The following is a 25,380-nucleotide window of genomic DNA, read 5'->3' as shown; positions in this document are numbered from 1 at the left end:
TTCCAGACAGCATGCAAGAGAAAGAGATGACGATGCGCGAGGCGCTCAACCTCGCGCTGGACCAGGCGCTGGAAGCCGATGACCGGGTGTTCCTGCTCGGCGAGGACATCGCCGACCCGGGGGCGTCCGGACCCACTGCCGGATTATCGACGAAGTACGGCCACGACCGGGTGCTGGACACGCCGATCTCCGAGGCGGCGATTGTCGGGGCCGCGATCGGCGCGGCGATCGACGGCCTGCGCCCGGTCGCCGAGATCATGATCATGGACTTCATCGGCATCGCGGCAGACCAGCTGATCAACAGCGCCGCCAAATTGCGGTTCATGACGGCGGGGCGCACCACCGCACCGATCACCATCCGCACCCAGGTCTACGCCGGCCTGGCCACCGGCGCGACGCACTCGCAATCCCTGGAAGCATGGTTCATGCACATCCCGGGAATGAAAGTCATCGTCCCGTCCACCCCTCGCGACGGCAAAGGTCTGCTGACCTCGGCGATCTTCGACGAGGACCCGTGCCTGTTCGTGGAGACGATCCGGTTGCAGGGCCGCAAGGGTCCCGTTCCGCTGGACGCCGACTTCGCAATCCCGTTGGGCCAGGCGGATATCAAGCGTTCCGGCTCCGACGTGACCCTGATCGCCTACGGCCGCGCCGTGCACGATGCGCTCGCGGCCGCGGCCACCCTGGCCGAACAGGGGGTCAGCGCCGAAGTCGTCGACCTGCGCACCCTGGTCCCACTTGATGTCGAGACGATCGTCGAATCCGGGCGTCGCACCAAGCGAATCGTGGTCGTGCACGATGCCGTCCAATTCGCCGGCCCAGGTGCCGAATTGGTGGCGATCCTGCAGGCCGAGTTGTTCGGCGAACTGGCCGCGCCCATCGAGCGCGTGGCCGCGCGTTTCGTGCCCAACCCGGCCGCCCCCGCGCTGGAGGCGCAGATGTATCCGTCGCCGGCGCGAATCGTGGCCGCGGCGCAGCGGACCTTAGCCAGGGCCATCGCGCATGGCTGACTTCATCATTCGGATTCCCCGGGTATCGGTGGCTGTGTCGGAGGCCGAACTCACCGACCTGCTCGTCGACGCCGGCGAGCACGTGGACGAAGGCACCCCGATCTACGTGATCGCCACCGAGAAGGTGGAGCAGGAGATCCAAGCCGGGGCATCGGGCACCGTGCAGTGGACCGGCGAAGTCGGCACCACCTACGACATCGGCGCCCAAATCGGCGTCATCACTTCATAATCCGATCCGACGAAAGGTATGGCAGCCGTATGGACCTCAACGAGACCCGCGAACGCATCATCTACGAAAAGGAAGGTCCGATCGCAAGGGTGATCCTGAACTGGCCTGAGAAAGCCAACGCGCAGGACCAGAAGCTCGCCGAAGAGGTGGACGCCGCCCTGCTGGACGCCGACCGCGACTACGACATCAAAGTGCTGATTCTCAAAGCCAACGGCAAGGGTTTCTGCTCGGGGCATGCGATCGGCAACAACGCCGTCGACTACCCGTCTTTCGTCGAGGCAGCCGGGGTGATGGGCACGCCGTGGAAGCCGCAGACCGACCTGTTCGTCAAGCCGATCCTGAACCTGTGGGAGTTCTCCAAGCCGACCATCGCGCAGGTGCACGGCTACTGCGTGGGCGGCGGCACCCACTACGGGCTGACCACCGACATCGTGATCGCCGCTGAAGACGCCTACTTCTCCTACCCGCCGCTGCAGGGCTTCGGCATGCCCTCCGGTGAATGCTCAATCGAGCCTTGGGTTTTCATGAACTGGCGGCGGGCCGCGTACTACCTGTATCTGGCCGAGGTGATCGACGCCAAGAGAGCCCTCGAAGTTGGTCTGGTCAACGAAGTCGTGCCGCGCGAGGAGCTGGATGCACGCGTAGAGGCCATCGCCCGCCATATCGCGCAGGCACCGATGACGACGCTGCTGGCGACCAAGGCCAATCTCAAGCGCGCCTGGGAGCTGATGGGCATGCGGGTGCACTGGCAGAGTTCCAACGACCTGGTCGCTCTCGCTTCCATCAGCAAGGACGTGCAGCAGCTGATCCAGACCGTGTTCAAGGACAAGGTGCTGCCCTCCGAACAGGCCCGCCGTCAGGCTGCCGCCGCCGCCTCTACCGACGGTGCGCCCACCAGCTGAGTGCGCCGGTGAACATCGCAGACCACGCGATCACAGCGCCGGGCTCGCCGGCTCTGATCGTCGACGGTTGCGCGATCTCGTTCGGCGAGCTGTATGCCCGTAGCCAACGGGTCGCCGCGGCGCTGCACGACGCGGGCCTGCGTCGCGGCGACGGGGTGGCACTGATCCTGCCGAACCGGCCGGAGTTCTTCGAAATCACCTGGGGCTGTCAGCTTTCCGGGCTGTACTACACCGCTGTCAACACCCACTTCACCCCGGATGAGGTGGCCTACGTCGTCGACGATTCCGACGCCCGGGCGGTGTTCGTGGATGCGTCGTACGCCGGTCTCGCCGCCGGATTCGGTGCGGTCAATTCCGCCGTGCGCATGCACGTGGCCGTGGGGGGTGAACTCACCGGCTGGCAGTCGTACGAGGACGTGCTCGCGGGCGCCGGCCCGGCGCCTGCGTTGTCGGACGGTTCGGAAATGCTGTATTCATCGGGCACCACGGGCCGTCCCAAAGCGGTGCGCCGCCCACTGCCCGTCGACGGCAACGGGTCGTGGGCGCAAGCCGTCCTGCAGCTCGCGCTGACCCACAAGTACGGGATGGACCCGTCGTGCGTGTACCTGTCCCCCGCTCCGGCGTATCACGCCGCCGGGGTGAACTACACCATGGCCGTCAACCGGGTGGGCGCCGCGTCGGTCATCGTGCCCAAGTTCGATGCCGAGACGGTGCTGCGGCTGATCCAGACGCATCGGGTCACCCACGCTCAGTTCGTGCCGACCATGTTCGTGCGGATGCTCAAGCTGCCCGAGTCCGTGCGCAACGAGTACGACGTGTCCAGCCTGCGGTGCGTGATCCATGCAGCCGCACCCTGCCCGGTCGACGTCAAGCATCGGATGATGGACTGGTTCGGCCCGATCATCCACGAATATTACGGCGGCACTGAAGGATTCGCGGGCACCACGATCGGGCCCGAGGAGTGGCTGGCCCACCCGGGGTCGGTGGGCATCCCGATGACCACGGTCCACGTGGTGGGCGAGGACGGCCGGGAACTGCCCGTCGGTGAATCCGGTGAGCTGTACTTCGAAGGCGGCCCCGACTTCGAGTACTTCAAGGATCCTGCCAAGACCGCCTCGGTCTCCAACGAACGCGGCTGGCGCACCCTGGGAGACGTGGGCCGGGTCGACGAAGACGGGTATCTCTACCTCACCGACCGTGCCACGTTCATGATCGTCTCCGGCGGGGTCAACATTTATCCGCAGGAGGTGGAGAACGTGTTGGTGATGCACCCCAAGCTCGTCGACGCGGCGGTGTTCGGCGTGCCGAACGACGAGTACGGCGAGGAAGTCAAAGCCGTCGTGCAACCAGCTGACGGCATCCGACGCGGCCCCGACTTGGCGGCCGAGCTGATCGACTACTGCCGGGCGCACCTGGCTGCCTACAAGTGCCCCCGCACCATCGAATTCGACCCGCAGCTACCCCGCGACCCGAACGGCAAGCTCTACAAGCGACGTATCCGGGAACGCTACTGGCACGGACGGATGTCCCGGATCCTATGAATGAAGGAACGTTATGAACGTGAACTGGACGCCGCTTCCGGTGCCGTGGGCGGTGCAGTCCGCCGACCGGATTCCCAAACAGCGTTACTACGACCGGGACTTCTATGCGCTGGAGAACGAGATGTTCTGGCCGCGGGTATGGCAGATGGCCTGCCGGCTCGAGGAGATCCCCAAGACGGGCGATTTCGTGGAGTACGAAATCCTGGATCAGTCGATCATCGTCGTGCGGGTGGACACCGAGAACGTGCGGGCCTACCACAATGCGTGCCGTCACCGCGGAGTGAAACTGGTGGAGGGGAACGGATCCCGGCGCACTTTCGTGTGCCCGTTCCACGGCTGGTGTTGGGGTATCGACGGGCGCAACACCTTCGTGCTGCGGTCCGAGACGTTCGACGAAGAAAATCTGGACCCGCAGGATCTGGCCCTGGTACCGGTGCGATGTGAGCTCTGGGGTGGCTGCGCGTGGATCAACCTCGACGATGACGCACCTGGATTGCGGGACTGCTTCGAACCGTTCGCCACCATTTACGACGCCTGGAAGGTCGAATCGCTGCGCACCGAGTGGTGGCAGTCGTGCCGGCTGCCGGTGAACTGGAAGCTCGCGACGGCCGCGTTCATGGAGGGCTATCACGTCCCGCAGACCCATCCGCAGTTGCTGCCGTCGTCGCAGCCGGCGACCGGCAAACCACCCGGACTCGTACAGACCAGCCTGTATTTCATGCGCACGCTGGGCGAAGGTATGGCCGGGATGACGCACGAGAACGACGTCCGAATCGCCGAGGGCCTGCAGGATATCGAGTTGCCCGCCGACCCCGCCGAGGCGATGGCGGTGTGGAAGCGCACCCTCAATGACGCTGTGGTGCATTGGCATCGGGCCCGCGGCTGCGATATTCCAGACCTCAACGACCTGCAGCGCCGCGGCATCGTGGATGCCATCGGGTTCTGCTTCCCGCATTATTTTCTGCTGCCCCAGTACAGCAGCGCCTCGTCGTACCGCATCCGCCCGCTCGGTCCAGAGGAGACGCTGTTCGAAATCTGGTCGCTCACCCGGATTCCGCCGGACCAGCTCACCGGCAGACCGACCCCACCGGAGCCCATGGCACCCGATGACCCGCGGTGGCCGCCGATCCCGGCCCAGGATTTCGCCAACCTGCCCAGACAACAAAAAGGTCTGCACTCCAAGGGGTTTGAGTTCATGCGGCTGTCCAGTCAGATCGAAGGGCTGATCTCCAACTTCGAACGCGTGATCGACGGATTCCTCGCTGGTCTGCCGTATCAGGCGTTGGTGCCGGCGATTCAGAAGACCAACACCACCATCGACGTCCCGATCGCAGATCTCGGTTTCACAGCCGGTGTCGGCCGATGAGCACCCAGTGGGACCGCTCGGTCGACCTGGTGATCGCGGGCAGTGGCGGTGGCGGGATGGTCGCCGGACTCGCCGCCCTCGATGCCGGGCTGCAACCCCTGATCGTCGAAAAACAGGCCCTGGTGGGCGGTTCGACCGGCCTGTCCGGCGGCATCGTCTGGCTGCCCAACAATCCGCTGATGCGCGCCGACGGCATCGCCGATTCGCACCAGGACGGGCTGGCCTACCTGGCCGACGTGGTCGGTGACATCGGGCCGGCCTCCTCCCCCGCGCGTCGGGAGATGTTTCTCACCGCCGGCTACGAGATGATCAATTTCCTGGTGCGCAAAGGTGTTCGGCTGATCCGCTGCGCCGGCTGGAGCGACTACTACCCGAACCACAAGGGCGGCAACGAGTCCGGCCGGGCGGTGGAGGGAATACCTTTCGACGCCGCCGAATTGGGTCGCTGGCACGACAAAGTGCAGCCGTCGCTGGCCAAGAACTACGGCTACACCGTACTCACCAACGAACTGCGCTCAGTGCAGTACTTCAACCGGTCGCCTCGCGCATTCGCGGTGGCCACCAAGGTTTTCGCGCGCACCCGGGCCGCGAAGATCGCCCGCCGCCAACTCCTCACCAACGGAGCGTCGCTGATCGGCCAGATGCTCAAGGTGCTGATCGACCTGAGCGATGGCGAACCCCCGCTGTGGATCAACGCCGCAATGGACGATCTGATCGTCGAGGACGGCCGCGTCGTCGGCGCACGGATCATCCACGAGGGCACGCCGGTCAATGTCGAAGCGCGCAAAGGCGTTCTGCTGGCCGCCGGAGGCTTCGGCCACAACGCCGACATGCGCCGGCGGTACAGCGGCGATCAGCCCAACGACGGCAAGTGGTCGATCGCCAACGCCGGGGACACCGGCGAAGTGCTGCAAACCGCGATGCGACTGGGCGCCAAGACCGATCTGCTCGACGAAGCATGGTGGCTGCCTTCGGTTTTCATCGCCAACGGCGGCGCGGCCGCGGCGTCGCTGGGCTCCGGGCGTCAGCGCCCCGGCGCCATCTACGTCGACTCCACCGGCCGCCGGTTCTGCAACGAGTCGAATTCGTATGTCGAAGTGGGCAAAGCAATGTACGCCAACAAAGCGGTGCCCTGTTGGATGATCTTCGACGACAGCTACGTGCGCCGCTACGTCGCAGGTACCAACCCGGTCAAGCGTCAGCACCTGCCGCCCGAACTGATCGCCAACGGTGCGGTCAAACGGGCCGATGCCCTCGGTGACCTCGCTCGCCACATCGACCTGCCCGCTGACGAACTCGTCCGAACTGTGCAGCGGTTCAACAAGTTCGCCCGCAAGGGGCTAGACCCCGACTTCGGCAGGGGGCAATCGGCCTACAACGACTGTCTGGGCGATCCCGGCTACCGGCCCAACGCCGCCCTCGGCCCGCTGGACCGGGCGCCCTATTACGCCACCCGGGTGTTGCCGGCCGACGTCGGCACCTGCGGCGGGGTGATCACCAATGAGCACGCCCAGGTACTCGACGAGCAGGACCGGGTGATCGAAGGGCTCTACGCCACCGGGAACACCACTGCGACGGTGATGGGCCGGACGTACCCGGGTGCCGGGGCCAGCATCGCCAGCTCGATGGTGTTCGGCTACGTGGCCGCCCGACACGCGGCGGGCCGCCGGGTGGCCGGCGAGATGACCCGCTGACCCGCGCGAGCAGACGCAAAAGCCCCTTTTTCCCTTTGAAATTAGGGGCTTTTGCGTCTGCTCGCGCTACTCGTCGCGGCCGATGAAGTCGCGGGGCTTCATGCCCGACTGCATCAGCTCGGCCCGCCGGGCCTGCACGTCGGTGGCGGCACCCACCATGTTGGTCAGAATGTGACTGACCTGCAGGTGCACCCGCATGCCCATCAACTCCCAGGCCCGCTTCACGTTGTTCTTCACCGCCATCAGCGTGGTCAGCGGGATCTGGGCGATCCTGGCCGCCATTTCTTCGACGGTGTCCTCCAGGTCATCCCGAGGCACCACCCTGTTGAGCAGACCCCACTCCAGGGCCTGCTCAGCGGACAGCGTCGGGGCCAACAGCAGCCAGTCCATGGTGCGGTGCCAGTTCATCAGCAGCCACGGTTCGATCATGGTGTGCCCGCCCGGCTCACCGAGGCTTTGGGCAAGGGGCATCTGGAAATAGGCGTCGTCGGAGGCGACACAGAAATCCGTCAGCAACCCGAGATAGATCCCACCCCCCATGCAGTAGCCGTGGATCTGCGAGATCGTCGGTTTCGGGAACTCCCACAGGTACAGCGTCGGCCATAAGAACAGGTCGGCGGTGCCCTTGTAGAGGTCCTCGAAGGTGTTTCCGAAATCGGGATACGGGTTTTCATCCGGACCCCAGCGGGCCACATGGCCGCCGCAGAAGCCCTTGCCGTTCGCCTTGATGATGACGACCTTGATCTCACCGTCGCGGTCTGCCTCGTGTAGGCAGGTGTCGACCTCGGTGACCAGCACCGCGTCCTTGGTGTTGGCTTTGTCGACCCGGTTGAGGATGATCCGCGCGATCGGTGGCTCACGTTCATAGATGACCGCTTCAAGGACGCGCCGCTCCATGGTTGTGACCCTACCCGACGCGGTTGCCCCGCACCGCTCACCAGCGGTGTTACTCAATGATTTCGCTTGTGCCGCTGCGAAACCCATCCTGCCGGGAGGCTTCGCGGCGATTGCCCGTCACGCCTGCGCCACCAGCCATGCCCGGCCCTCGCCCTCACCGGCCGCCAGCACCGTCAGTTCAGCGAATGCTGAGGGCAGTTCGCCTGGTGCTGCGCGAAACGGCCCAGGCTCGGCGCCCACCTCGCTCAGCGCGGCGATTGCCAGCAGACCGCGCGGCGCCAGGCGATCGATCAGCGCCCGGTCCAGGCGGCGGTCGCGGAACCTGTGGCAGAGGATGAGGTCGACGGGATCGCCGTCGGGCAGTCCGTCGTCGAGGTCGACGGCATCAAACCGGCACCGCTCACCGACTCCGTTCTGCCGCGCCAGTTTCCGTGCATCCGCGATGGCTACCGCGGACACGTCCCATCCCCACACCTGCAGACCCCGCCGGGCGAGCCAAACCGCGTGTTGGCCTTGGCCGCAGGCAATATCGAGAGCTTGTCCCCCGGTAGGTATCAGATCATCATGCGGCGCAAGGAATTCGGGAGCCACCACCGCCGGTGCCGTTCCCGACTGCAGATAACGCGCGTCCCACTGACGTCGATCTTCCCGGCTCACAGCGCCTACGTTACGGCCGGTCCGTCAGCCCTGCCGGCAGGCCGGCTTTCTACACTGGACGGGTGTCAGGAGATGCAAGGGCGCCGCTGGCAGGTGACGTCGCCACCGGCACCGGGCGCCGGTCCGATCGGCGTCCGGGTCAGACCATTCGCAAGGTGATGGACGCCGGTCTGCAGGAGCTGCGTGAATCCTCCTACGCCAACCTGACCATGCGTGCGGTCGCGCAGCGTGCGGGAGTGTCACCGGCCAGTGCCTACACCTACTTCTCGTCCAAGAGTGCGTTGGTTGCCGCGGTTTATCTGCGTTTCCTGCGCGAACTACCGCTACACACCGACGTTAACGACACCACCAGGACCAGGGTGAGCGCGACGATGCGAGACATGGCCCTTGTCGTTGCCGAAGAACCTGAGCTGACCGCGGGCTGCGGCGCGGCATTGATCGCCGACGATGCCGCCGTGGCGCCGCTGCGGGACGAGATCGCCGAGGAGGTGGCGCGGCGCATCGGTGCCGCACTCGGCCCGGGCTGGCCGCGCGCTGTGAAGTCGACATTGCAGATGACCTTCATCGGAGCGCTGATGAGCGCGCGCTTCGCCACCTACCAGGAGATCGCCGGACAGCTGGACGAAGCGGTCCAGCTCATCCTCGGGGCATCCGTCGAGAGCTCTACACCGGGGTGAGCGGCAATGACTTGCGCGGCTGGAACACAAATGTCGAGCCGCCACTGAACTTTGTCACCGCAACCTCATCGAATTCCTTTGCCGCAGTCTCTGTTTCGATGACGATGGCGGTCCAGTCCGTCGGCGTTCCGCTCACCTCGACACTCAGGTGCGGATCGACAGCGGCGACGATCGCCTGTAACGGTTCGACCGATGCCGCCGACACGAGTGCCGGCCACGCCGCGTCCTCATGGGCCGGCGACGGATGCAGATGCACGCGGTCGTGCTCGAAGTCGGCGTACACGTAGGCGGCGGGGTTGAACAGCGGGTGCAGTTCCAGCACCCGCACCGCGCCCTCGACACCACCGGGTAGCTCAAGTGACCGGTGGATCCGCTCGGCTGCCAGACCCGCCAGGCCGATCAGCTGCTTGGTGGCTATCAAGCGAACTTTCTCCGCATCGCCCTCGGCGCGTTCGCTCACCGCAAGGGCAAACGAGAGGTAGAGCAGGTGCATTTGCAGGCACACTTCGTCGGCCAGGCGAACCAGCGCCGAGTGGGAGAACGCTTCGAAGTCGAAGTCGGAGACCAGCGGACCCGAGTAATCCGCCTGGCCCGGCTCGGTCCCGTCGATGGGATCGAGTTCGGTGGTGGCCGCACGGGTCCGGCCGACGATGTCCAGTGCCGGTATGAATCCGACCTCGGGGTGGGACTCGTCGATGATGACCGTCCAGGCGCAGTGCGGCTGGCGGTCCGCCGGTGTCCGGGGCGGCCGGTGAATAGGCCGAACCTGGGCCCTGCGGTTGGTGGCCAGCGCCGTGGCGTCGAACGTCGGGTCCTCGATGTCGTGGCACATGCCGCGCACGTACTCCTCGCCCATCGGTTCGACATCGAGCAGCGCGCCGCAGTGATCGAGGTGGAACTCGCCGTGCCAGCGATCGTGCACCGTGTACCGGAAGTCCATGAACTGCGGCGGCGCACCGATGTCGAGTTGCAGGCCTTTGAAGATGGTGATCACGTCGTCACCCTCGAAGCGCAGCGCGCGCTGCATGCGCTTGGTGTACAGCGGGCTCGCACCCGCCCATTCGTCGATCGCGATCTGCAGCATTGCCTCACGGCCGAATTGCTGGATGCACCAGGCCATTCCAGACCGGTCGATCATCTGACCGATCAGCAGCAACTCCGGCACCAGGGTGGCGAGCTGCGCACGGGTGAGGGCGGCGTACCTGCTGGTCATGGACGGTCCTTCGAGTGGCGACAACGTCGGACTACGCGGCTGACATGGGCTGCATATGCCGCATTTATGGACACTTGTCTGGTTTCGATTCGAACTTTAGTCGACCGGTCCCACCGGAGCAAGGACGCCATAGTCCGAGCAAGATGAGTTTCAGCGAATCAGGATCCGTCACGGCAACCGTTCCTGAGGCGGGCGTGAGGCCAGCACCTTTACTACATGCTGGACAAGTGTCCAGCATATAGTGGACCGATGCCTCTCGGACGCTCGCCTGGGGCGCGCATCTGGCGCGGGTTGAGTTGGCGGCAGCCCTGCTCGTCATGGCGCGGGACGTGTCCGAGGTGCGACGAACCGGGCCTGCGCCGTGACGCTTACCGCCCGAATTATCCGGTCCCACAACACTTTCTATCGAAATGCGCATATCGTGACTGACCCGCGGCAGCCAACCGCGCGATTCGGCCGGTCCGGAAGCGTTGCCGCACGGCAAGTAACCGGCGGTTGATCCGCTGCCCTGCTTCGGTAATCCTCGTCGAAGTACGACGATCCGAAGGAGGGCCGGACATGGCCGGGATAGGACAACTCGCGCTGAACAGTGCGCCGGTCCTGGGTGGGGTGATGCTGGCGATCGCCGCCGGACAGTTCCGGGGGCCTGACTTTCGCAGCATGATCAAGCAGGATATGGACCTGCTCGACCGGCTGCCGCCGGAAGCCGCCGAACGCCGCGCCGAGTTGCAGCGCACCATTAACGCCCGCATCGACGATCTGGTGGAAGCCTCGGATCGGGGTCGCGCGATGCGCAAGGCGGCGGTGTCCTACCAAGGCAACTGGCGTGACATCGTGCTGTTGCTGTGCGTCTTGCTGTTCACTGTCATCTGGTGGGACGTCAACCACAGCCGCAGCAATTGGATGGTGACGTTCATCCTGCTGATCCTGCTGTCGCTCGTCACGGCTGCCTACGCGCTGCGCGGAGTGCTGCGGGCCGTCACGCACCGGCACGCCAGACCGAAATAACCCATCCGAAGAGGGCATTGCCCACCGCTGGCCGCGGTGCCAGGCTGACACCATGACAGAAGCCCAGGGATTCGTCGACCAGGCTGTGACGGGTCTCGCTGAGCCCCAGCCGATGTATAAGGCACTGCGCGAATCGGCGCCGGTGTTCCGCTCCCCGCAAGCGGTGGTGCTCAGCCGGCTCTCCGATATCGAGATGGCACTCAAACGGACCGATCTGTTCTCGTCGAACATGGACGCGGTCGATCTCGGCAATCTGCGGCCACTGATCCCACTGCAGATCGACCCGCCTGATCATGCCAAGTACCGTCGCATTCTCGATCCGCTGTTCACGCCCCGCGAAATGGCTCGGCGTGAGCCGCAGGTCTCCGCTTTGGTGAACGAGATGATCGACCGTTTCGCCGGCCGGGGCGAGTGTGATTTCCACGCCGAGTTCGCGGTGCCGTTGCCCTGTACCGTGTTTCTGCAATTGCTCGGCTTGCCGTTGGACGATCTCGACACGTTCCTGGAGTGGAAGGACGGCGTGATCCGCCCGGCGGGTGCCACCGATTGGGACGACCGGCACGCGAGCTCGGCGCCGGTGGCGCAGCAGATCTACGACTATTTCGAGCGCGCCATCGACGACCACATCGCAAACCCCCGCGACGACGTGCTTACGGCGATGATCGCGCTGCACCACAAGGGGGATGGTGGCAGCGCGCTCACCCGCGAGGAGTTGCTCGACATCTGCTTCCTATTCTTGATCGCCGGGCTGGACACCGTGACCGACTCGCTGGACTGTTTCTTCGTGTACCTGGCCCGCAATCCCGAGCACCGCCACCAACTGGTCGAGCAGCCGGACATCCTGCCGCACGCCGTCGAAGAATTGTTGCGTTGGGAGACACCGGTTCCCGGCGTGGTGCGGGTCGCCATGCAGGATGTGGAGATCGGGGGTTGCCCGATCAGCAAGGGTGAGCGGGTCAGCCCATTGCTGGGCGCCGCCAACACCGACCCGGCCGAGTTCGCCGATCCCGAGCTGGTGGACTTCAACCGCAACCCGAACCGGCACCGCGCGTTCGGCGGCGGTCCGCACCGCTGCCTCGGCTCTCATCTGGCCCGCATGGAGTTGCGGGTCGCGTTGCGCGAATTCCACCGTCGCATACCCGATTACGAGATCGCGCCGGGCACCGAGTTGAAGTACACCGCGGCGCTCCGCTCGGTCGAAGCCTTACCGCTGACCTTCCCGGTGCCGGTGCGATGACGCACATCGAGCTCGACGCCGACCGGTGTGTGGGTCACGGCCGGTGCTACTCGTTGGCGCCCGACGTGTACGACGCCGATGACGTCGGGCACTCGATACTGCTGCTGGCGGATGTCTCGGGTCCGTTGGAGGTGCAGGCGGCCACCGGTGCCCAGAACTGCCCCGAAGAGGCAATCACCCTCACACCGTGAGCCGACGCTGCCGCCCACCAGGAGAAGGGACGCCCGACCATGGAGCCGATGTCGCTCGATCCGGTCGCCAGCGAGCGACTGTCGCACGCCGGAAAATCCTTCACGTCCGATCTGTCGATCAACGAATTCGCCCTGCTGCACGGCGCCGGTTTCGAGCCGATCGAACTCGTCATGGGTGTGTCGGTCTACCACGTCGGGTTCCAGTTCACCGGCATGCGGCAACAACAGGAGCTAGGTGTGCTCACCGAAGCGACCTACCGGGCGCGCTGGAACGCGATGGCCCGCATGCAAGCCGAGGCCGACGCGCTCCAGGCGGACGGGATCGTCGGGGTACGCCTCAACTGGCGCCACCACGGTGAGGGTGGTGAGCACCTGGAATTCATGGCTGTGGGCACCGCAGTGCGTTACAGCGCGAAGCCCGGCGCCTTCCGGCGTCCCAACGGTCAGGCGTTTTCCAGTCATCTGTCCGGTCAGGACATGGTGACGCTGCTGCGTTCCGGGTTCGCCCCGGTGGCATTCGTGATGGGCAACTGCGTGTTTCACATTGCGGTGCAAGGGTTCATGCAGACATTGCGCCAGATCGGCCGCAATATGGAGATGCCGCAGTGGACACAGGGCAACTATCAGGCGCGTGAGCTGGCGATGACGCGCATGCAGACCGAAGCCGAGCGCGACGGTGCCACCGGTGTGGTGGGGGTGCACTTCGCGGTGTCCAACTACGCCTGGGGACACCACACCGTGGAGTTCTACACCGCGGGAACCGCGGTGCGACGCACCGGAAGTGCAGAGACCATCGAGCCCACCTTCGTGCTGGCGATGGACAACTGATGAGCGACTTCGATCCCGAATGGATCAGTCGCACCATCGCAGGCGCGCTCTCCGGACCGGGCGGTATCGCGTTGGTGGTCAAGGTCTTCGCCGGACTGCCGGGCGTGCGGCACACGCCGGCCCGACGCGGGTTGTTCTCGTCCAACCCGGAACGAGTCCAGATCGGTGACTGGCGTTACGAAGTCGCGCGGGACGGCCGACTGCAGGCCGCACACCTCGTCAACGGTGTCGTGATCGCCGAAGACATCCTGCCGGCCGACGCCGTGGGTCCACACCTCGCGCGCTCGCTCGGTCAGATCGTGACCCGCTACGGCACCTCGGTCGTCCCGAATATCAACGCGGCCGTCGAGGCGCTCGGCGCCGGATACCGGTTTTGAACTCCAAAACCCTTGTGTCCCAGACTCATGTGCTGCACTCCCGGGACATCACGGTAATGTTCAATCGAACCCGGCGCACCCGACTCCCCATCGAGCCCCCACCTCGGGGCCTGCACCGCGTACCCACGTGCGCGCATCGCCAAATCGACCGTGCGGCGCAAATTGCCGGCGGCGATGGTAGACAACTGGCATGACAGTCGCCGCCACCGGGATCACGATCTTTCATCCCCCCGCCGACCCCGAACTGTTCGACCGGTGGCTGGACACTTACCTGGATTCGGCGCGTCGGGCGGCCGGGTTTGTCAGCGCGCGCCGATCCGTCCAGCGCGGCGAACAGCTGGATCACGGTGTCGCGACCTCGTTCGACAGCGCCGCAACGCTGGACGGTTGGCTCGACGGCGCCGACCGCCGGGCCGTACTCGCCGACGGCCACGCGCGGGGCTTTCAGCGGTCCACCGCCGATCTCATGCTCGTGGACGGGGAGCCGGCACCGGCCAACGCCACCATATTCCTGCACCGCGTGGCTGCCGGCAACGATGTCGAATTCGTTGCCGCCCAGGGTGATCTGACGGTGGCTTGCGCCGCGTTCCCCGGCTATGAAGGGACGGCACTGTTCCCCGCTGACGAATCCGGGCAGTGGATGTCGTTGCTGCGCTTCCGCACCGCGGGCCAGCTGTCCGGCTGGATACGCTCGGCGGAGCGCCGGCATGCGTTGCCGCGCCTACGCGACGAATTGACCGACGACTTCGCCGAACTGCCCAGCAGCGCGCCGTTCGGTTCCACCGTCCGCATTGCCGACGGTCAGACGAAGATCACGCCGGCCTGGAAGACCGCCATGCTGGTGGTGCTGTGCCTGTACCCGACCGTGATGCTGCTGACCAAGTGGTTGTCCCCGGCGCTCGCCGGGCTGGGGATCGCGACAGCTCCGGCCATCTTCGTGGGCAACGTCATCAGTGTTGTTCTGCTGCAATGGGTCCTGGTTCCGGCGGCATCGCGACCGTTCCGGCGCTGGCTCGATCCGATCGATGGCGCGTCAGTCCGCACCGGTTTGACGGGGTCGGCGCTGGTGGTCGTCGGCTGCGGCGCGCTGGTGCTGCTGTTCGGTTTGCTCGGGTAGCCGGCCACCGATCATCGTGTGCAACTCCTCGACCGTCCACGGCGGGTTGCCGCTGTGGTCGCGATAGCCCAGCACCTGCGGCGCCGGCCGGCCGTAGCGTCCGACGAAACCCCCTGCGGCAACAAAAATTTGGCCGGTGACGTCGTGGGCCACGTCGCTGGCGAGGTAGCCGTAGAGCGGTGCCACGTACTGCGCGGGGGCAGCGTGCAGCGAAGCGTGCATCGTCATCTCGTCGAGCAGCCCGCGCCGGTGCAGGTCCCTGATATGAGCCTCGTACGCCGGCCCGGTCGATAGGCGGGTCTTCGCACCCGGACAGACCACATTGGCGCGCACCCCGTCAGCCTTCAGCTCCGCCGCGATCGCCATCGTCAGCGCGTTGACGGCACCCTTGCCGGCGGGGTAGCCGGTACCACCGTAGTCGCCGAGAAACGCGGCCGAGCCGGTGTTGACGATGGCGCCGTGGCCTTGGGCCGCCATGATCGGCGCCGCGAGCCGGCAGGTGTGGAACACGGTGCCCAGATGCGAGCCGACCAGCTGATCGAACTCCGCCGGGGTGATCCGCAGAATCGAGGAGTTCGCCGGTTCGGCGATGCCGGCACAGTTGACCAGGACGTCCAATCGCCCGAACGTCGTCGCGCATTCGTCGATCAGTGCGGCAGCGACGTGTTCGTCGTCCGCGGCCCCGGTCACTGCGACGGCGCGTCCTCCCGCAGCCGTGAGCGCATCGACAGTCTGCTGGACGGTGACCGGGTCGCGACCGTTGACTACGACGGAAGCTCCTGCGCTGCAGAGGAATTCGCTCACCGCACGGCCAATGCCGCGGCTGCCGCCGACCACCACCGCGCCCGCCCCCGCCAGCAGATCCGTTGACAGTGCGGGCAATTCAGACCGGGACAGGTTCGAGTTCCTCCTCGTCACTGGCCTGCTGCCGTGGCCACCACAACCAGCGGTCCAGCACCACCATCATGGCCGGCAGGACGAAGGCACGCATCACCAGGGCGTTCAACAACAGACCGAGACCCACCGTGACACCGATCTGCGCCACGCTCACCACCCTGCTCAACGCGAGGGCGATCGTGGTGATCCCGACGACGATGCCACCGGCGGTGACGGTGCCGCCGGTCGCCGCGAACGCCCGGATGATGCTGGTGCGCAGCCCGGCGGCCAGGCCGTCACGAATACGCAGGGCGAAGAGCAGATTGCCGCCCGAGGCCACGCTGACCATGGACACAAACGCGATGGGCGGCACCGACCAGTGCAACTCGTGGTGCAGCAGACGGTGCCAGATCAGCACGCTGGCGCCCAGCGCGCAGACATACGACGTCGCGATGGTGCCCAGCACCACCAAGCCGGCGACCGGACTTCGCAACAGCGCAGCCGAGATGAGCAGGATCACCCCGAGGGTGAGCACCGCCATCAGCACCAGGTCACCGCCGATGATGTCCTGCAGGTCGCGGGTGGCCGGCCCGACGCCGGTGAGTTGCACGCCGGTCGATTTCAGCGCGCCGTCCGTGGTCGCATCCGCCACGGCGACCGAGATGGCCCGCGCGCGTACCGCGCCTTCGTCACCCCACTCGTGACCGTTGCCATAGACGTACAGTCGCGTCGAGTGTCCATTCGGGGAGAAGAATTCGTTCAGTGCGGGACGCATATTCGGGTCGGTGAGGATCTTTCGGGACGCGTAGAGATCGACCCCGGGGCTGCCCTGCGAGATGGAGACCAGACTGCGCAGGTAGGTCGGAAGTTCTTGGGTGGGCACCGGACGAGGGTTCTTCAGCACCTCGCGCAAGCCCGCAGTCATCGCCCGCGTCTGCTCGAGTGGGGCGCTGTGGCTGATCAGGATGTTCGGCAAACCCGACAGCCCGGTTGCCGCGGCGGCGTCGGCGATCTCCTTACTGAGTTGATCGGCGGCATCGGCCAACGTGTTGGAGCTGTCGACGACAGCGGTCGCCCACTGCACCGCCTCCTGGGCGGCCGCACACACCGGCGTCGCCCGGCAGTCCGTCAACGCGCCGACGAACTTACGCAGCGGCTCGAAGATCTCCGAAACCTCCGCGGACCGGGCCCGCACCTTCACGATGGCTTCCTGGGTCAGATGAATGGCCAAACTCACGCCACCGATCGCGTAGTTGCCCGCAAACGAGCCCGACTGAATCAGATCGAGCCCGGTGACCAGCTCACCCGCGGCGGTGTCGAGTTTGGCGAACGTGTCCTCCCGAGCGGTGATCTGGTCAGCGAATTCCTCCAGCCGGTCGCCGACGTTGCCGCCGGTCGCGGTCAGCGCGGCCTGTTTGGAGACCATCCCGCCCGGGTGGCTGGCGGACTGCACCATCCGGACCCCGGAAATCGTCATGATGTTGCTGGTCACCTGCTCGATGGCGGTCAGTGCCGCCGGGTTGCGCAGATCGTGGTCGGTCTCGATCGTGACCACGTCGGGAAGCAACTGGTTCGGCGGGAAGTGCTGATCGACGATCTGGTAACCGCGGCGGGACTCCGAGTTCGCAGAGGTCGTCTGCGTTTCGTCCCACCCGATCGGTACTCCGGGCAGCCCGATGATCAGGATCAGCACCAGGATTCCGCTGGCTACCAGAATCGGCGCCGGCCAGCGTGCCACCTGGGTGCCGATGCGCCGCCACCGGCGCCGCCAATAGTTTCGCTTCGGCGGCTTGACCAGGTCCGCCCGGCTGGCCAGCGCGACGAGGGCGGGTGTCAACGTCAGCGCGGCCAGTCCGGCCGCGAAAACACCAATGCCACAGAGAATTCCGGTGGTCGCGAACATACTGATCTTGGCCAGACTCAGCCAGGCCAAGGCACCCAACGGTGCCACGACGATGAGTATCGAGCCTAAGATCGCCGGCGCCACACCCTGATAGGCGCCGGCAACTGCCGTCGGGGGATCGAAGTTTTGTCGTCGTAGCTCGTGATATCGCCCGATCACGAAGATCGAGAAGCCGGTACCGGCCCCCACTGCCACGGCCACGCTGACCGACAGAGAGAACAGCGACACACTGATGATTTCGCGCGCGGCCAGCGCCGACACCACCGGCTTGGCTACCGCCAGCGCCAAGGTCACCGATACCAGGGGCACCATTGCGGTGATCAGGGATCCGTAGACGACCAACAGCAGCACGAATAACACCACGAACGTCGTCGCCGTGATGACCTGGGTCTGCCGGTCGATCGCATCGAACTCGTCCATCACGGTGGCCCCGGGACCGGTGATGTAGACGTGCAGATTGTCCGGCGGATGCAGTTGGGCGACGATGCCGCGCGCCGCGTTGATCGAATCAACGGCTTCCGTCGAACCCACCACCCCCCCGAGTCGCAACGGGGCGGTCATGACATGGCGATCGGCGCTCATCGCGACCTGCGCGGTCGCCGGCACCAGCCACCAATCGGTCACCTGAAGGACGTGCGTGCTGTCCGCGCGCAGCGCCGTGACCAGTTGGTTGTAGTAGTCCCGATCGTGTTCGTCGAGGGCCCCGATCCGTTCCAGGATCAGGTAACCGACATTGTCGGTGGGCGCCTGCGAGAACGCCGCCGCCGACCTTTGCACCGCCACCGCGGCCCTGGTCCCGGGCGGCAGGAACGGCTGGTCTTCATCGGCGACCACCTGCTCGAGTGGCGGAGTGAGGCTGTTGCCCGCGACCGTCAACATGGCCCAGACCCCGACGATCAGCAGCGCGAAGCGGTAGATGTATCGGCCCGTCACCACGTGAACCTCAGCCGCGCCGCGCGAATGTCACGCGGCGGCTCATAGGAGTTCAACGGGCGCATCACCTTCTCATTCGATACCGAACCCGGGCCCGGACGGAATCGGCTAATTCAACCACCACTGTCCTCAGTTCGACAGCGATTTGCCGCGGCCGCGGTCGCACGGATGGCGCGTCAAGCGAGTGTTTCGCCGTTTCTTGCACGCCGGTGTCGTAACGTTTCCACAGGTCCGGGCAGACCTCGAGAACGTTACGACACCGGCACCGCGCCACGAAGGGGGCACGCGACATGCGGAGGCCAGTCATCGTCGTCGCCGCCTGCGCGGCCCTACTGGTGGCCGGATGCAGCGAGGCGAAGAATCATCACCCGTCCGGGAGCAGCCGGCCGTCGCCAGAAGCGGCGGCGACCTCGCAACCCGGTAACCCGACCGAGCCGCCGGTGGTGGCGAAGATGACGTTGCGCTATGAGGAGGCCACCACCCCCGAGGCGCAACGCGGCCGCCAGCTGATGGTGGACGCAAAGGTGTTGGAGAGCGTCGCGGGCCACGTCAACGACACCTTGAACCTGCCGCATGACGTCGGCGCCGTGGCCAAGCAGTGCGGTGAGGCCAACGACTACTGGGATCCCAACCTCAACGAGATTCAACTGTGCTACGAAGACATTCAGCAAAGCGAAGAGAGATTCGCCCGCGCTGAGAACCCGGATCCGGCGCTGGCCGCGGTCAACGCGACGATCTCCGGCTTCTACCACGAACTCGGCCACGCCACGCTGTCCATCTACGAGCTCGCTTTCACCGGCCGCGAAGAGGATGTTGCCGACCAACTGTCGGCTTTCGAGCTGCTGGACCCCGGCGCCGACGGCAAGCCTTATCCCAATGGGGTACGCATCGCGACCGACACTGCGCAGGATTGGCGGCTGAGCGCCAAAGAGGCGGGCGACGCCAACGAATTGCCGTTCTGGGACGGCCACTCGATGGACATCACCCGGATGTACAACTGGGAATGCTGGATCTACGGGTCGGACACGACGGCCAACGCCGGCATCGTGTCCTCGGGTGACCTACCGGAAGACCGCGCCGGCAACTGCGAAGAGGAATTCCAGAACATGTCCAGGGCGTGGCGCCAGATGTTGGGGCCGCACCTGAAGAAACCCAGCTGAGCCGCCGCAGCGCCCGACGGGATTTCACGCGGTATTCAGGCAGCAGTCGGTCCGCGCTCGTCGACCGCACATGAGCACCGGATTCCCTCAGGCGTATGCGGGTGGTACAGGTCGCCAACTTCTACGGACCCAGATCCGGCGGGCTACGCACGGCGGTCGACCGCCTGGGCGCGGAATACTGCGCCAGGGATCACGAGGTTTTCCTGATCGTCCCCGGTCAACGCGCAGACCGCCGCACTCTGGACAGCGGGGTCGTCCGGATCACGTTGCCCGCCAGACTGCTTCCGCGCACCGGCGGCTACCGGGCGATCATGCCCGGGCCGGTGTGCGCCCTGCTGGAGTCGCTGCGACCGGACGCCCTGGAGGTTTCCGATCGGCTGACGCTGCGCTCGCTGGGCCGGTGGGGCCACGAGCACGGTGCCACCACCGTGATGATCTCCCACGAACGCCTGGATCGCCTTGCCGGGCAAGTGCTTCCGCGTCGCGCCGCGCAGCGGGTGGCTGATTTCGCCAACCGGCGCACCGCCGCCGACTACGACACCGTGGTGTGCACCACCGCGTTCGCCCGCGCCGAATTCGACCGGATCGGCGCGACCAACACCGTCACCGTCCCGCTGGGCGTCGACCTGCACACCTTCCACCCGCGGCAGCGTTGCGCCGAGCTGAGACGCAACTTCGCGGCGCCCGAACAGCTGCTGCTGGTCCACTGCGGCCGGTTGTCGGTGGAGAAACGCGCCGACCGCAGCATCGATGCGCTGGCTTCACTGTGCGACGCCGGCGTCGATGCCCGCCTTGTCGTCGTGGGAACCGGCCCACTGCAGGCCCGGCTGCAGCGTCAGGCCGCCGGGCTACCGGTCGACTTCACCGGGTTCGTCGCCGACCGGCACACCGTCGCCGCCCTGCTGGCCTCCGCCGACGTCGCTCTCGCACCGGGACCGCACGAGACGTTCGGGCTGGCCGCCCTGGAATCGCTGGCATGTGGCACGCCGGCCGTGGTGTCGCGCACCTCGGCCCTGGCCGAGATTGTCACCGCCGACAGCGGCGCGCTCGCCGACAACGATCCGGTGGCCATCGCACACGCGGCCCGCGACATCGTCGGCCGGCCCGAGTCGCAGCGGCGGATGGGCGCGCGGCACCGCGCCGAGATGTTCACCTGGCAGCGGTCGGCCACCGGCATGCTGACATCGCTGGACACCAGGCAGGCGTCCTAGCCCCCGCGCAGGTCAGTCGGCGAGGTCGCACGAATCGATCAACCCCGGCCCGTAGGTGGTGGCGCCGCATTCGCATTCCCACCGGATATGCGGGCCACACGAACACGACACCGTGACTACCGTCATGTGTCCCGGCAACAACCAGTGACCGCGCGGGCAGCGCCGCGGCGGCCGGTCCGCCCAGTTTGCAAGCGAAACGTGCGACCGCTCGCCGACATCAAGACTCACGCGGATCACGGTCGCATCTGAATCGCCGCGAAATCCAGTGCGCTACATCGATTGTGACCCTTCGTTGCCGCTCCTTGACCGTGTCGTTGCACAAATGGCGGAGCCGGCTGCCGAGGTGGACGCCTCATCTACAGTGGATCGGGTGTTCGGGTGCGGTGTCGCGGTGCCGGGGTCAGCGTGACCGCACGACTCGCCGCGCGCGGTTCGGTGATCGATATCCCCGACGAGCCGGACCGGGTGCGGATGCATGCCGAGACGGGTGCCCGGTTGCGCTCGGCGATGACTCAGCACGGAGTCGATGCGCTGATCCTGCTGCTGAACGGCCATGTCGGATACGCCACCGGGGTCAGCTGGCCGTTGCTGGACGCCGGCCTGTCGCACGTCGAGCGACCCGTCGCCGTGGTGTTGGCTGACGACGAGCATCCGCACCTGTTCATGCCGTTCAGCAGCGGCGTCGCCATCCAGAGCCAGGTCCCCGCCGATCACCTGCACGCCCCGGTGTATCTCGAATTCGACCGTGGGGTAGCGCATTTCGCTCAGATTCTGAGCGGATTGATCTCGCCGGGCGCCGCCGTCGCCGTGGACGAGCTGACCGGCGCCATGCGGCGAGCCGGTGCTGCGCTGTTTCCCGCCGGACCACCGTCAGACGCGGCAGTGGTGCTGGCGGCGGCCCAGCTGGTCAAGACCCGTGACGAACTTTCCTGCATCCGTCGCGCCAGTCGGATCACCGAGCAGGCGGTGAGCGACGTGCAGCAGGCCCTGGCCCCGGGGGTGCGCCAGATCGATCTGTCGGCGGCGTTCGTCCGGCGCGCGTTCGAACTGGGTGCCACCGCAAACATGCTGGAAGCAATCTGGCAGGTGATGCCGGCTTCGCGCGCTACGGGGGTCTGGACCACCCACGGCGATCTGGCCCTGCCGCTGTTGACCACCGACCGCGAACTGGCAGCTGGTGACGTGTTGTGGACCGATATCAGCATCAGCTACGCCGGGTACTGCTCGGACTTCGGGCGCACCTGGCTGGTGGGCGAAGAACCCACGCCGCGTCAGCAACAGCAGTTCGCGCAGTGGCGGGCCATCCTGGATGCCGTCCTGGCAGTCACCAGAGCCGGCGCCACGTCGGGCGACCTGGCCCGGGCCGCGATCGCGGCCAACGGCGGGCGCAAGCCGTGGCTACCGCATTTCTACCTGGGGCACGGGATCGGCACCTACCCCGCCGAAAGCCCCATGATCGGAACCGATCTCGGTGCGGAGTTCGACGACAATTTCATGTTCCCGGCCGGCATGGTGCTGGTGTTGGAGCCGGTGGTGTGGGAAGACGGTACCGGCGGATATCGCAGTGAGGAGATCGTGGTGGTCACCGAGAACGGCTACACCCCGATCACCGACTACCCCTACTCTCCGTATGGCGACTGAAGTCTCGCCCGATTCACCGGCGCTGCGGATGGCCCGCCGCGAGCGCGCGCTGGCCCAGATGGCAGCACACGATCTCGACGTCCTGGTCCTCGGGCGGCAGGCCAATATCCGCTACGTCACCGGGGCGCCGCAACTGTGGATCGCCGGGACCCGTCCGTTCGGGCCGCTGTGTGTGGTGGTGCGCGCGGACGGACGGATCTATCTGAACAGCACCGATGACGAGGGCGTCCCGGAGGAGATCAGCCACGACCAGCTCTACGGGCTGGCTTGGAACCCCATGACTCTCATCGAGGTGATCAAAGGAATCGAGGGAGCTGCCACCGCCCGCCGGGTCGGCACCGACGCGATCACCCCCACCTTCGCGGCGTTACTGCCGCTGGCGTTTCCGCATGCCGACATCGTCGACGGTGAACCCGCGTTGACTGCCGCGCGACGCAGCAAGTGCCCCGAGGAGATCACGGCCATGGGACCGGCGCTGCGGGTGGCCGACCGCGGCCTCGCTGCCGCGGTCGGCGAACTGCGACCGGGGGTTGCCGAGCAGACTTTGACCGGCGCGATGCTCGAGGCGATGGCCGCCGGTGGCGTCAGCACGCCGGCCACCCAGGACTGCACCTGGGTGACGTCGCACGAGGACCCGTGGCGTCGCGCCGGGACCGAGATACGCGCGGGAGACTTGGTCGCGTTCTCCGCCGGTGCGCTGGCCGACGGCTACGTGGCCGAGATCGCCCGGACCTGGCCGGCCGGCCAGGCTGCCGGGGAGCCCGTTCGCGATCTCTACCGACGCTCAAATGCCCTGCACGACAAGCTCATTGCAGGCTGTCGTGCCGGCGCTCCGGTGCAGGGGTTGCTCGCGGCTTATCCGGCCGTCGGCGAGCCGCTGCCGCCGATGCCCGTCGCGCACGGACTCGGGCTGGGTTTCGATCCGCCCGTGGTAACCGAAAAACTCTGTCTCGCAACGGACGACGAGTGCCTGGCGACCGGAATGGTGCTGGCGATCACCGGGTACGTGTGGCAGCGGGGGTTGGGCGGGGTATTGCGTCGCGACACAGTGCTGATCACTGACGGTGCCGCAGCGGTACTGTCCGACAGCCCGTCCTGGGCTGCGACGTAGGCCCTCCAGCTTGGCGTCCTGCGCCGATAGCGATAAATCAGCAGGTATGCCGGCTCGGGGTCGGCCGAGCACGTCACCAGCGGCAGCTTCGGATCGTCGTTGCCGGACCTTCGGCACCGCGCCTGCTCACCGCGACGTCGGCGCGATCGTCGACTCGTCGAGGGGCTTGAATCGAGTCAGCGCTGAGCGTCTTCGGCGAGAAGTTCGTCCAGCAACCCGCCGACGCGGTGCTGCTCCCACAGGTTCAGCAGGTTCGACAACATCTGCAGCGGTGCGCGCACGCTTTCGTCGTCCCGGATGCGCGGATCCTTGCGGTTCTCCGGCACATCAGCACCGAAGCGGCGGAGGATCAACGCAGGCACGTCCAACAACCAGGCAACACCCATCACCGCCGCGTACAGCAGCAGGTGCCGGCGCAGCCGGTCCGGGTCCAGCCGTGGGCCTCCGCTGCCGACGAACTCCGCGACGAAGATGTCCAGCAGTTCGCCGAGATGACAGTTCCACACACCGATTTCGGCACCCGATATGGCTCCCCACAGGGCCATGCCCAGATTCATCTGACCGACGCAACCCCAATCCAGCAGACCACAGTTGAGGACACCGTCCGCACCCGTCCAGAACCAGGCGTTGTCCACATTGGCATTCCAGTGACACAGTGCGATGTAGTCGGCGTCGCCGGCCAGTGCACACAGCACGACCGCCTCATGTGCGGCGACCCGCGGCACGTCGTGGTCCAGGCGAGCCAGGAATTGCCGATTGCGGACGTTCGCGGGAAGCAACCCGGGATGGGTCCCGACGAATTCACGCAGTTGGACCAACCGTCGCTCCAGCTGTCCGGCGCGGTGGTCCGCACGCTCCCCCACGGTGGCCGACTGCACGTCCAGCGGGAAGCGTGCGGTCAGTCGGTCCGGTAACCGCCCGGAGCGGTGCGTGCCGGCCAGTCGGGCCAGCGCGGTGACCAGCGCCCGGTAGTGCTCGACAGGTGCGACCATGTCGTAGTCCAGGCATTTGTGGTAATGGCGTTCGATTCCATTGGCGCCGAACGGGATTCGTTCGGTGATCAGTATTCCCGTGCCGGTGGCCTGCTGGTAGTCGGCAAAGAGCACGTCCGGCACGGCGATGGGGAAACCGGGTGTTCGCGATAGTGCGGCGAACCGAACTTCAGGCTCCATCTGGGTTCTGCCGCGGTCGCGAACGGGATTGTCGAGGTCGCGGGAGAACTTCACGAACAACTCGGTGTGCGCGCCCGGTTCGGGCCGGCGGTATTCGACTGAGAGCACCGCCTTACGCCCGGTGCTGCCGCCGCCGATCTCGTTGCAGGCGACGATGCGGGTCACGCAGTTGTCCGGCGACAACGCACCCGAGGCCCGGAAGGCGTCGGTCAGAAAGCGCTGCCCGCCGGCACGCAACGCATCCGGGTGCACGGGGATCGGCAACGCCGAGCCATCGCCAACCACCCACCGGTCGGCTGGCAGGCGGGGGGTCACCACGTCTGCTCGGCGGCCCGCACCAGCATGTGGTTGACGGCCACCCGCCGGTCGCGACTGACCATGTACAGCACCGCGTCAGCGATGTCCTCCGGCACCAGTTTGACCATATCG

The 25,380-nt window shown here is 66.3% G+C and carries 22 protein-coding genes and 2 pseudogenes; 17 read left to right on the top strand and 7 right to left on the bottom strand.

Features of this window, described 5'->3' with window-relative positions; all coding sequences use genetic code 11:
• Positions 1–11: 11 nt before the first annotated feature.
• Genes AC5Y5Z_RS22015 through AC5Y5Z_RS21990 form a run of 6 tightly spaced genes read left to right on the top strand, consistent with a single transcriptional unit; the run spans position 12 to position 6,742 of the window.
• The gene (locus tag AC5Y5Z_RS22015; protein WP_499927532.1) at positions 12–1,010 is read left to right on the top strand and encodes an alpha-ketoacid dehydrogenase subunit beta; all 999 of its coding nucleotides are present in this window, start codon (positions 12–14) and stop codon (positions 1,008–1,010) included.
• Complete coding sequence (locus tag AC5Y5Z_RS22010; protein ID WP_499918881.1) at positions 1,003–1,239, top strand: lipoyl domain-containing protein; 237 nt, start codon at positions 1,003–1,005, stop codon at positions 1,237–1,239. Before AC5Y5Z_RS22015 ends, AC5Y5Z_RS22010 begins: the two co-directional genes overlap by 8 nt.
• 29 nt (positions 1,240–1,268) lie before the next feature.
• On the top strand, positions 1,269–2,141 hold the full coding sequence (locus tag AC5Y5Z_RS22005; protein WP_499927530.1) for an enoyl-CoA hydratase-related protein: 873 nt from the start codon (positions 1,269–1,271) through the stop codon (positions 2,139–2,141).
• Positions 2,142–2,149: 8 nt separating this feature from the next.
• Positions 2,150–3,682: an acyl-CoA synthetase gene (locus tag AC5Y5Z_RS22000; protein ID WP_499927528.1), complete on the top strand. Its 1,533-nt coding sequence runs from the start codon at positions 2,150–2,152 to the stop codon at positions 3,680–3,682.
• Between the two features lie 13 nt (positions 3,683–3,695).
• Positions 3,696–5,048 (top strand): aromatic ring-hydroxylating oxygenase subunit alpha, encoded by a 1,353-nt coding sequence (locus AC5Y5Z_RS21995; RefSeq protein ID WP_499927526.1) that lies wholly within the window; start codon positions 3,696–3,698, stop codon positions 5,046–5,048.
• Positions 5,045–6,742 carry an FAD-binding protein gene (locus AC5Y5Z_RS21990; RefSeq protein WP_499927524.1) on the top strand — a complete coding sequence of 566 codons (1,698 nt, stop codon included), beginning with the start codon at positions 5,045–5,047 and terminating at the stop codon, positions 6,740–6,742. The genes AC5Y5Z_RS21995 and AC5Y5Z_RS21990 overlap by 4 nt, the downstream gene beginning before the upstream one ends.
• Positions 6,743–6,808: 66 nt before the next feature.
• Here the strand turns inward: AC5Y5Z_RS21990 and AC5Y5Z_RS21985 are convergent, their stop codons facing one another.
• Both AC5Y5Z_RS21985 and AC5Y5Z_RS21980 read right to left on the bottom strand, forming a co-directional pair.
• Positions 6,809–7,639 carry an enoyl-CoA hydratase-related protein gene (locus tag AC5Y5Z_RS21985; RefSeq protein WP_463825377.1) on the bottom strand — a complete coding sequence of 277 codons (831 nt, stop codon included), beginning with the start codon at positions 7,637–7,639 and terminating at the stop codon, positions 6,809–6,811.
• A gap of 117 nt (positions 7,640–7,756) precedes the next feature.
• Entirely contained in the window at positions 7,757–8,296 is a 540-nt protein-coding gene (locus AC5Y5Z_RS21980; protein ID WP_499927522.1) for a class I SAM-dependent methyltransferase, read from the bottom strand.
• A 158-nt stretch (positions 8,297–8,454) separates the two neighbouring features.
• Between AC5Y5Z_RS21980 and AC5Y5Z_RS21975 the strand changes: the two genes are divergently transcribed.
• Positions 8,455–8,973, top strand: a complete 519-nt coding sequence (locus tag AC5Y5Z_RS21975; protein WP_463825471.1) for a TetR/AcrR family transcriptional regulator — start codon at positions 8,455–8,457, stop codon at positions 8,971–8,973.
• Here the strand turns inward: AC5Y5Z_RS21975 and AC5Y5Z_RS21970 are convergent.
• Complete coding sequence (locus AC5Y5Z_RS21970; RefSeq protein ID WP_463825375.1) at positions 8,960–10,186, bottom strand: hypothetical protein; 1,227 nt, start codon at positions 10,184–10,186, stop codon at positions 8,960–8,962. The two genes, AC5Y5Z_RS21975 and AC5Y5Z_RS21970, sit on opposite strands and share 14 nt — an antisense overlap.
• 558 nt (positions 10,187–10,744) lie before the next feature.
• Here AC5Y5Z_RS21970 and AC5Y5Z_RS21965 point away from each other — a divergent pair.
• The 6 genes from AC5Y5Z_RS21965 (at position 10,745) to AC5Y5Z_RS21940 (ending at position 14,944) form a co-directional block, all read left to right on the top strand.
• On the top strand, positions 10,745–11,194 hold the full coding sequence (locus tag AC5Y5Z_RS21965; protein ID WP_499927519.1) for a hypothetical protein: 450 nt from the start codon (positions 10,745–10,747) through the stop codon (positions 11,192–11,194).
• Between the two features lie 52 nt (positions 11,195–11,246).
• Positions 11,247–12,431, top strand: coding sequence for a cytochrome P450 (locus tag AC5Y5Z_RS21960; RefSeq protein WP_463825373.1), 1,185 nt, complete (start codon positions 11,247–11,249; stop codon positions 12,429–12,431).
• Complete coding sequence (locus AC5Y5Z_RS21955; RefSeq protein WP_463825372.1) at positions 12,428–12,622, top strand: ferredoxin; 195 nt, start codon at positions 12,428–12,430, stop codon at positions 12,620–12,622. Before AC5Y5Z_RS21960 ends, AC5Y5Z_RS21955 begins: the two co-directional genes overlap by 4 nt.
• A gap of 39 nt (positions 12,623–12,661) precedes the next feature.
• Positions 12,662–13,450: a heavy metal-binding domain-containing protein gene (locus AC5Y5Z_RS21950; protein WP_463825371.1), complete on the top strand. Its 789-nt coding sequence runs from the start codon at positions 12,662–12,664 to the stop codon at positions 13,448–13,450.
• Positions 13,450–13,827, top strand: a complete 378-nt coding sequence (locus tag AC5Y5Z_RS21945) for a DUF5073 family protein (RefSeq protein WP_499927516.1) — start codon at positions 13,450–13,452, stop codon at positions 13,825–13,827. The genes AC5Y5Z_RS21950 and AC5Y5Z_RS21945 overlap by 1 nt, the downstream gene beginning before the upstream one ends.
• Before the next feature lie 190 nt (positions 13,828–14,017).
• Positions 14,018–14,944 (top strand): antibiotic biosynthesis monooxygenase, encoded by a 927-nt coding sequence (locus AC5Y5Z_RS21940; RefSeq protein WP_499927514.1) that lies wholly within the window; start codon positions 14,018–14,020, stop codon positions 14,942–14,944.
• Between the two features lie 6 nt (positions 14,945–14,950).
• Here the strand turns inward: AC5Y5Z_RS21940 and AC5Y5Z_RS21935 are convergent.
• Both AC5Y5Z_RS21935 and AC5Y5Z_RS21930 read right to left on the bottom strand, forming a co-directional pair.
• Positions 14,951–15,826 (bottom strand): annotated as a pseudogene (locus tag AC5Y5Z_RS21935) (SDR family NAD(P)-dependent oxidoreductase); the annotation flags it as partial.
• Position 15,827: 1 nt separating this feature from the next.
• Positions 15,828–18,656: an MMPL/RND family transporter gene (locus tag AC5Y5Z_RS21930; protein ID WP_463825368.1), complete on the bottom strand. Its 2,829-nt coding sequence runs from the start codon at positions 18,654–18,656 to the stop codon at positions 15,828–15,830.
• A 290-nt stretch (positions 18,657–18,946) separates the two neighbouring features.
• Between AC5Y5Z_RS21930 and AC5Y5Z_RS21925 the strand changes: the two genes are divergently transcribed.
• From AC5Y5Z_RS21925 to AC5Y5Z_RS21910, 4 genes are all read left to right on the top strand, one after another.
• Positions 18,947–19,816 carry a DUF4344 domain-containing metallopeptidase gene (locus AC5Y5Z_RS21925; RefSeq protein ID WP_463825367.1) on the top strand — a complete coding sequence of 290 codons (870 nt, stop codon included), beginning with the start codon at positions 18,947–18,949 and terminating at the stop codon, positions 19,814–19,816.
• A gap of 95 nt (positions 19,817–19,911) precedes the next feature.
• A complete protein-coding gene (locus AC5Y5Z_RS21920; protein ID WP_499927512.1) occupies positions 19,912–21,027 on the top strand; it encodes a glycosyltransferase in 1,116 nt (371 codons plus the stop codon).
• 471 nt (positions 21,028–21,498) lie between these two features.
• On the top strand, positions 21,499–22,668 hold the full coding sequence (locus AC5Y5Z_RS21915; protein WP_499927601.1) for a M24 family metallopeptidase: 1,170 nt from the start codon (positions 21,499–21,501) through the stop codon (positions 22,666–22,668).
• Positions 22,658–23,779: a M24 family metallopeptidase gene (locus tag AC5Y5Z_RS21910; protein WP_499927510.1), complete on the top strand. Its 1,122-nt coding sequence runs from the start codon at positions 22,658–22,660 to the stop codon at positions 23,777–23,779. The genes AC5Y5Z_RS21915 and AC5Y5Z_RS21910 overlap by 11 nt, the downstream gene beginning before the upstream one ends.
• A gap of 176 nt (positions 23,780–23,955) precedes the next feature.
• Here AC5Y5Z_RS21910 and AC5Y5Z_RS21905 read toward each other — a convergent pair whose 3' ends face one another.
• Together AC5Y5Z_RS21905 and AC5Y5Z_RS21900 are read right to left on the bottom strand one after the other, a co-directional pair.
• Entirely contained in the window at positions 23,956–25,236 is a 1,281-nt protein-coding gene (locus AC5Y5Z_RS21905; protein WP_499927599.1) for a hypothetical protein, read from the bottom strand.
• A 26-nt stretch (positions 25,237–25,262) separates the two neighbouring features.
• Positions 25,263–25,380, bottom strand: a pseudogene (locus AC5Y5Z_RS21900) (oxidoreductase); the annotation flags it as partial.

This window comes from Mycobacterium sp. NGS29 (assembly GCF_059812965.1).
Note: the sequence above shows the minus strand (reverse complement) of the source record. Positions and strands in the feature narration are given on the sequence as shown.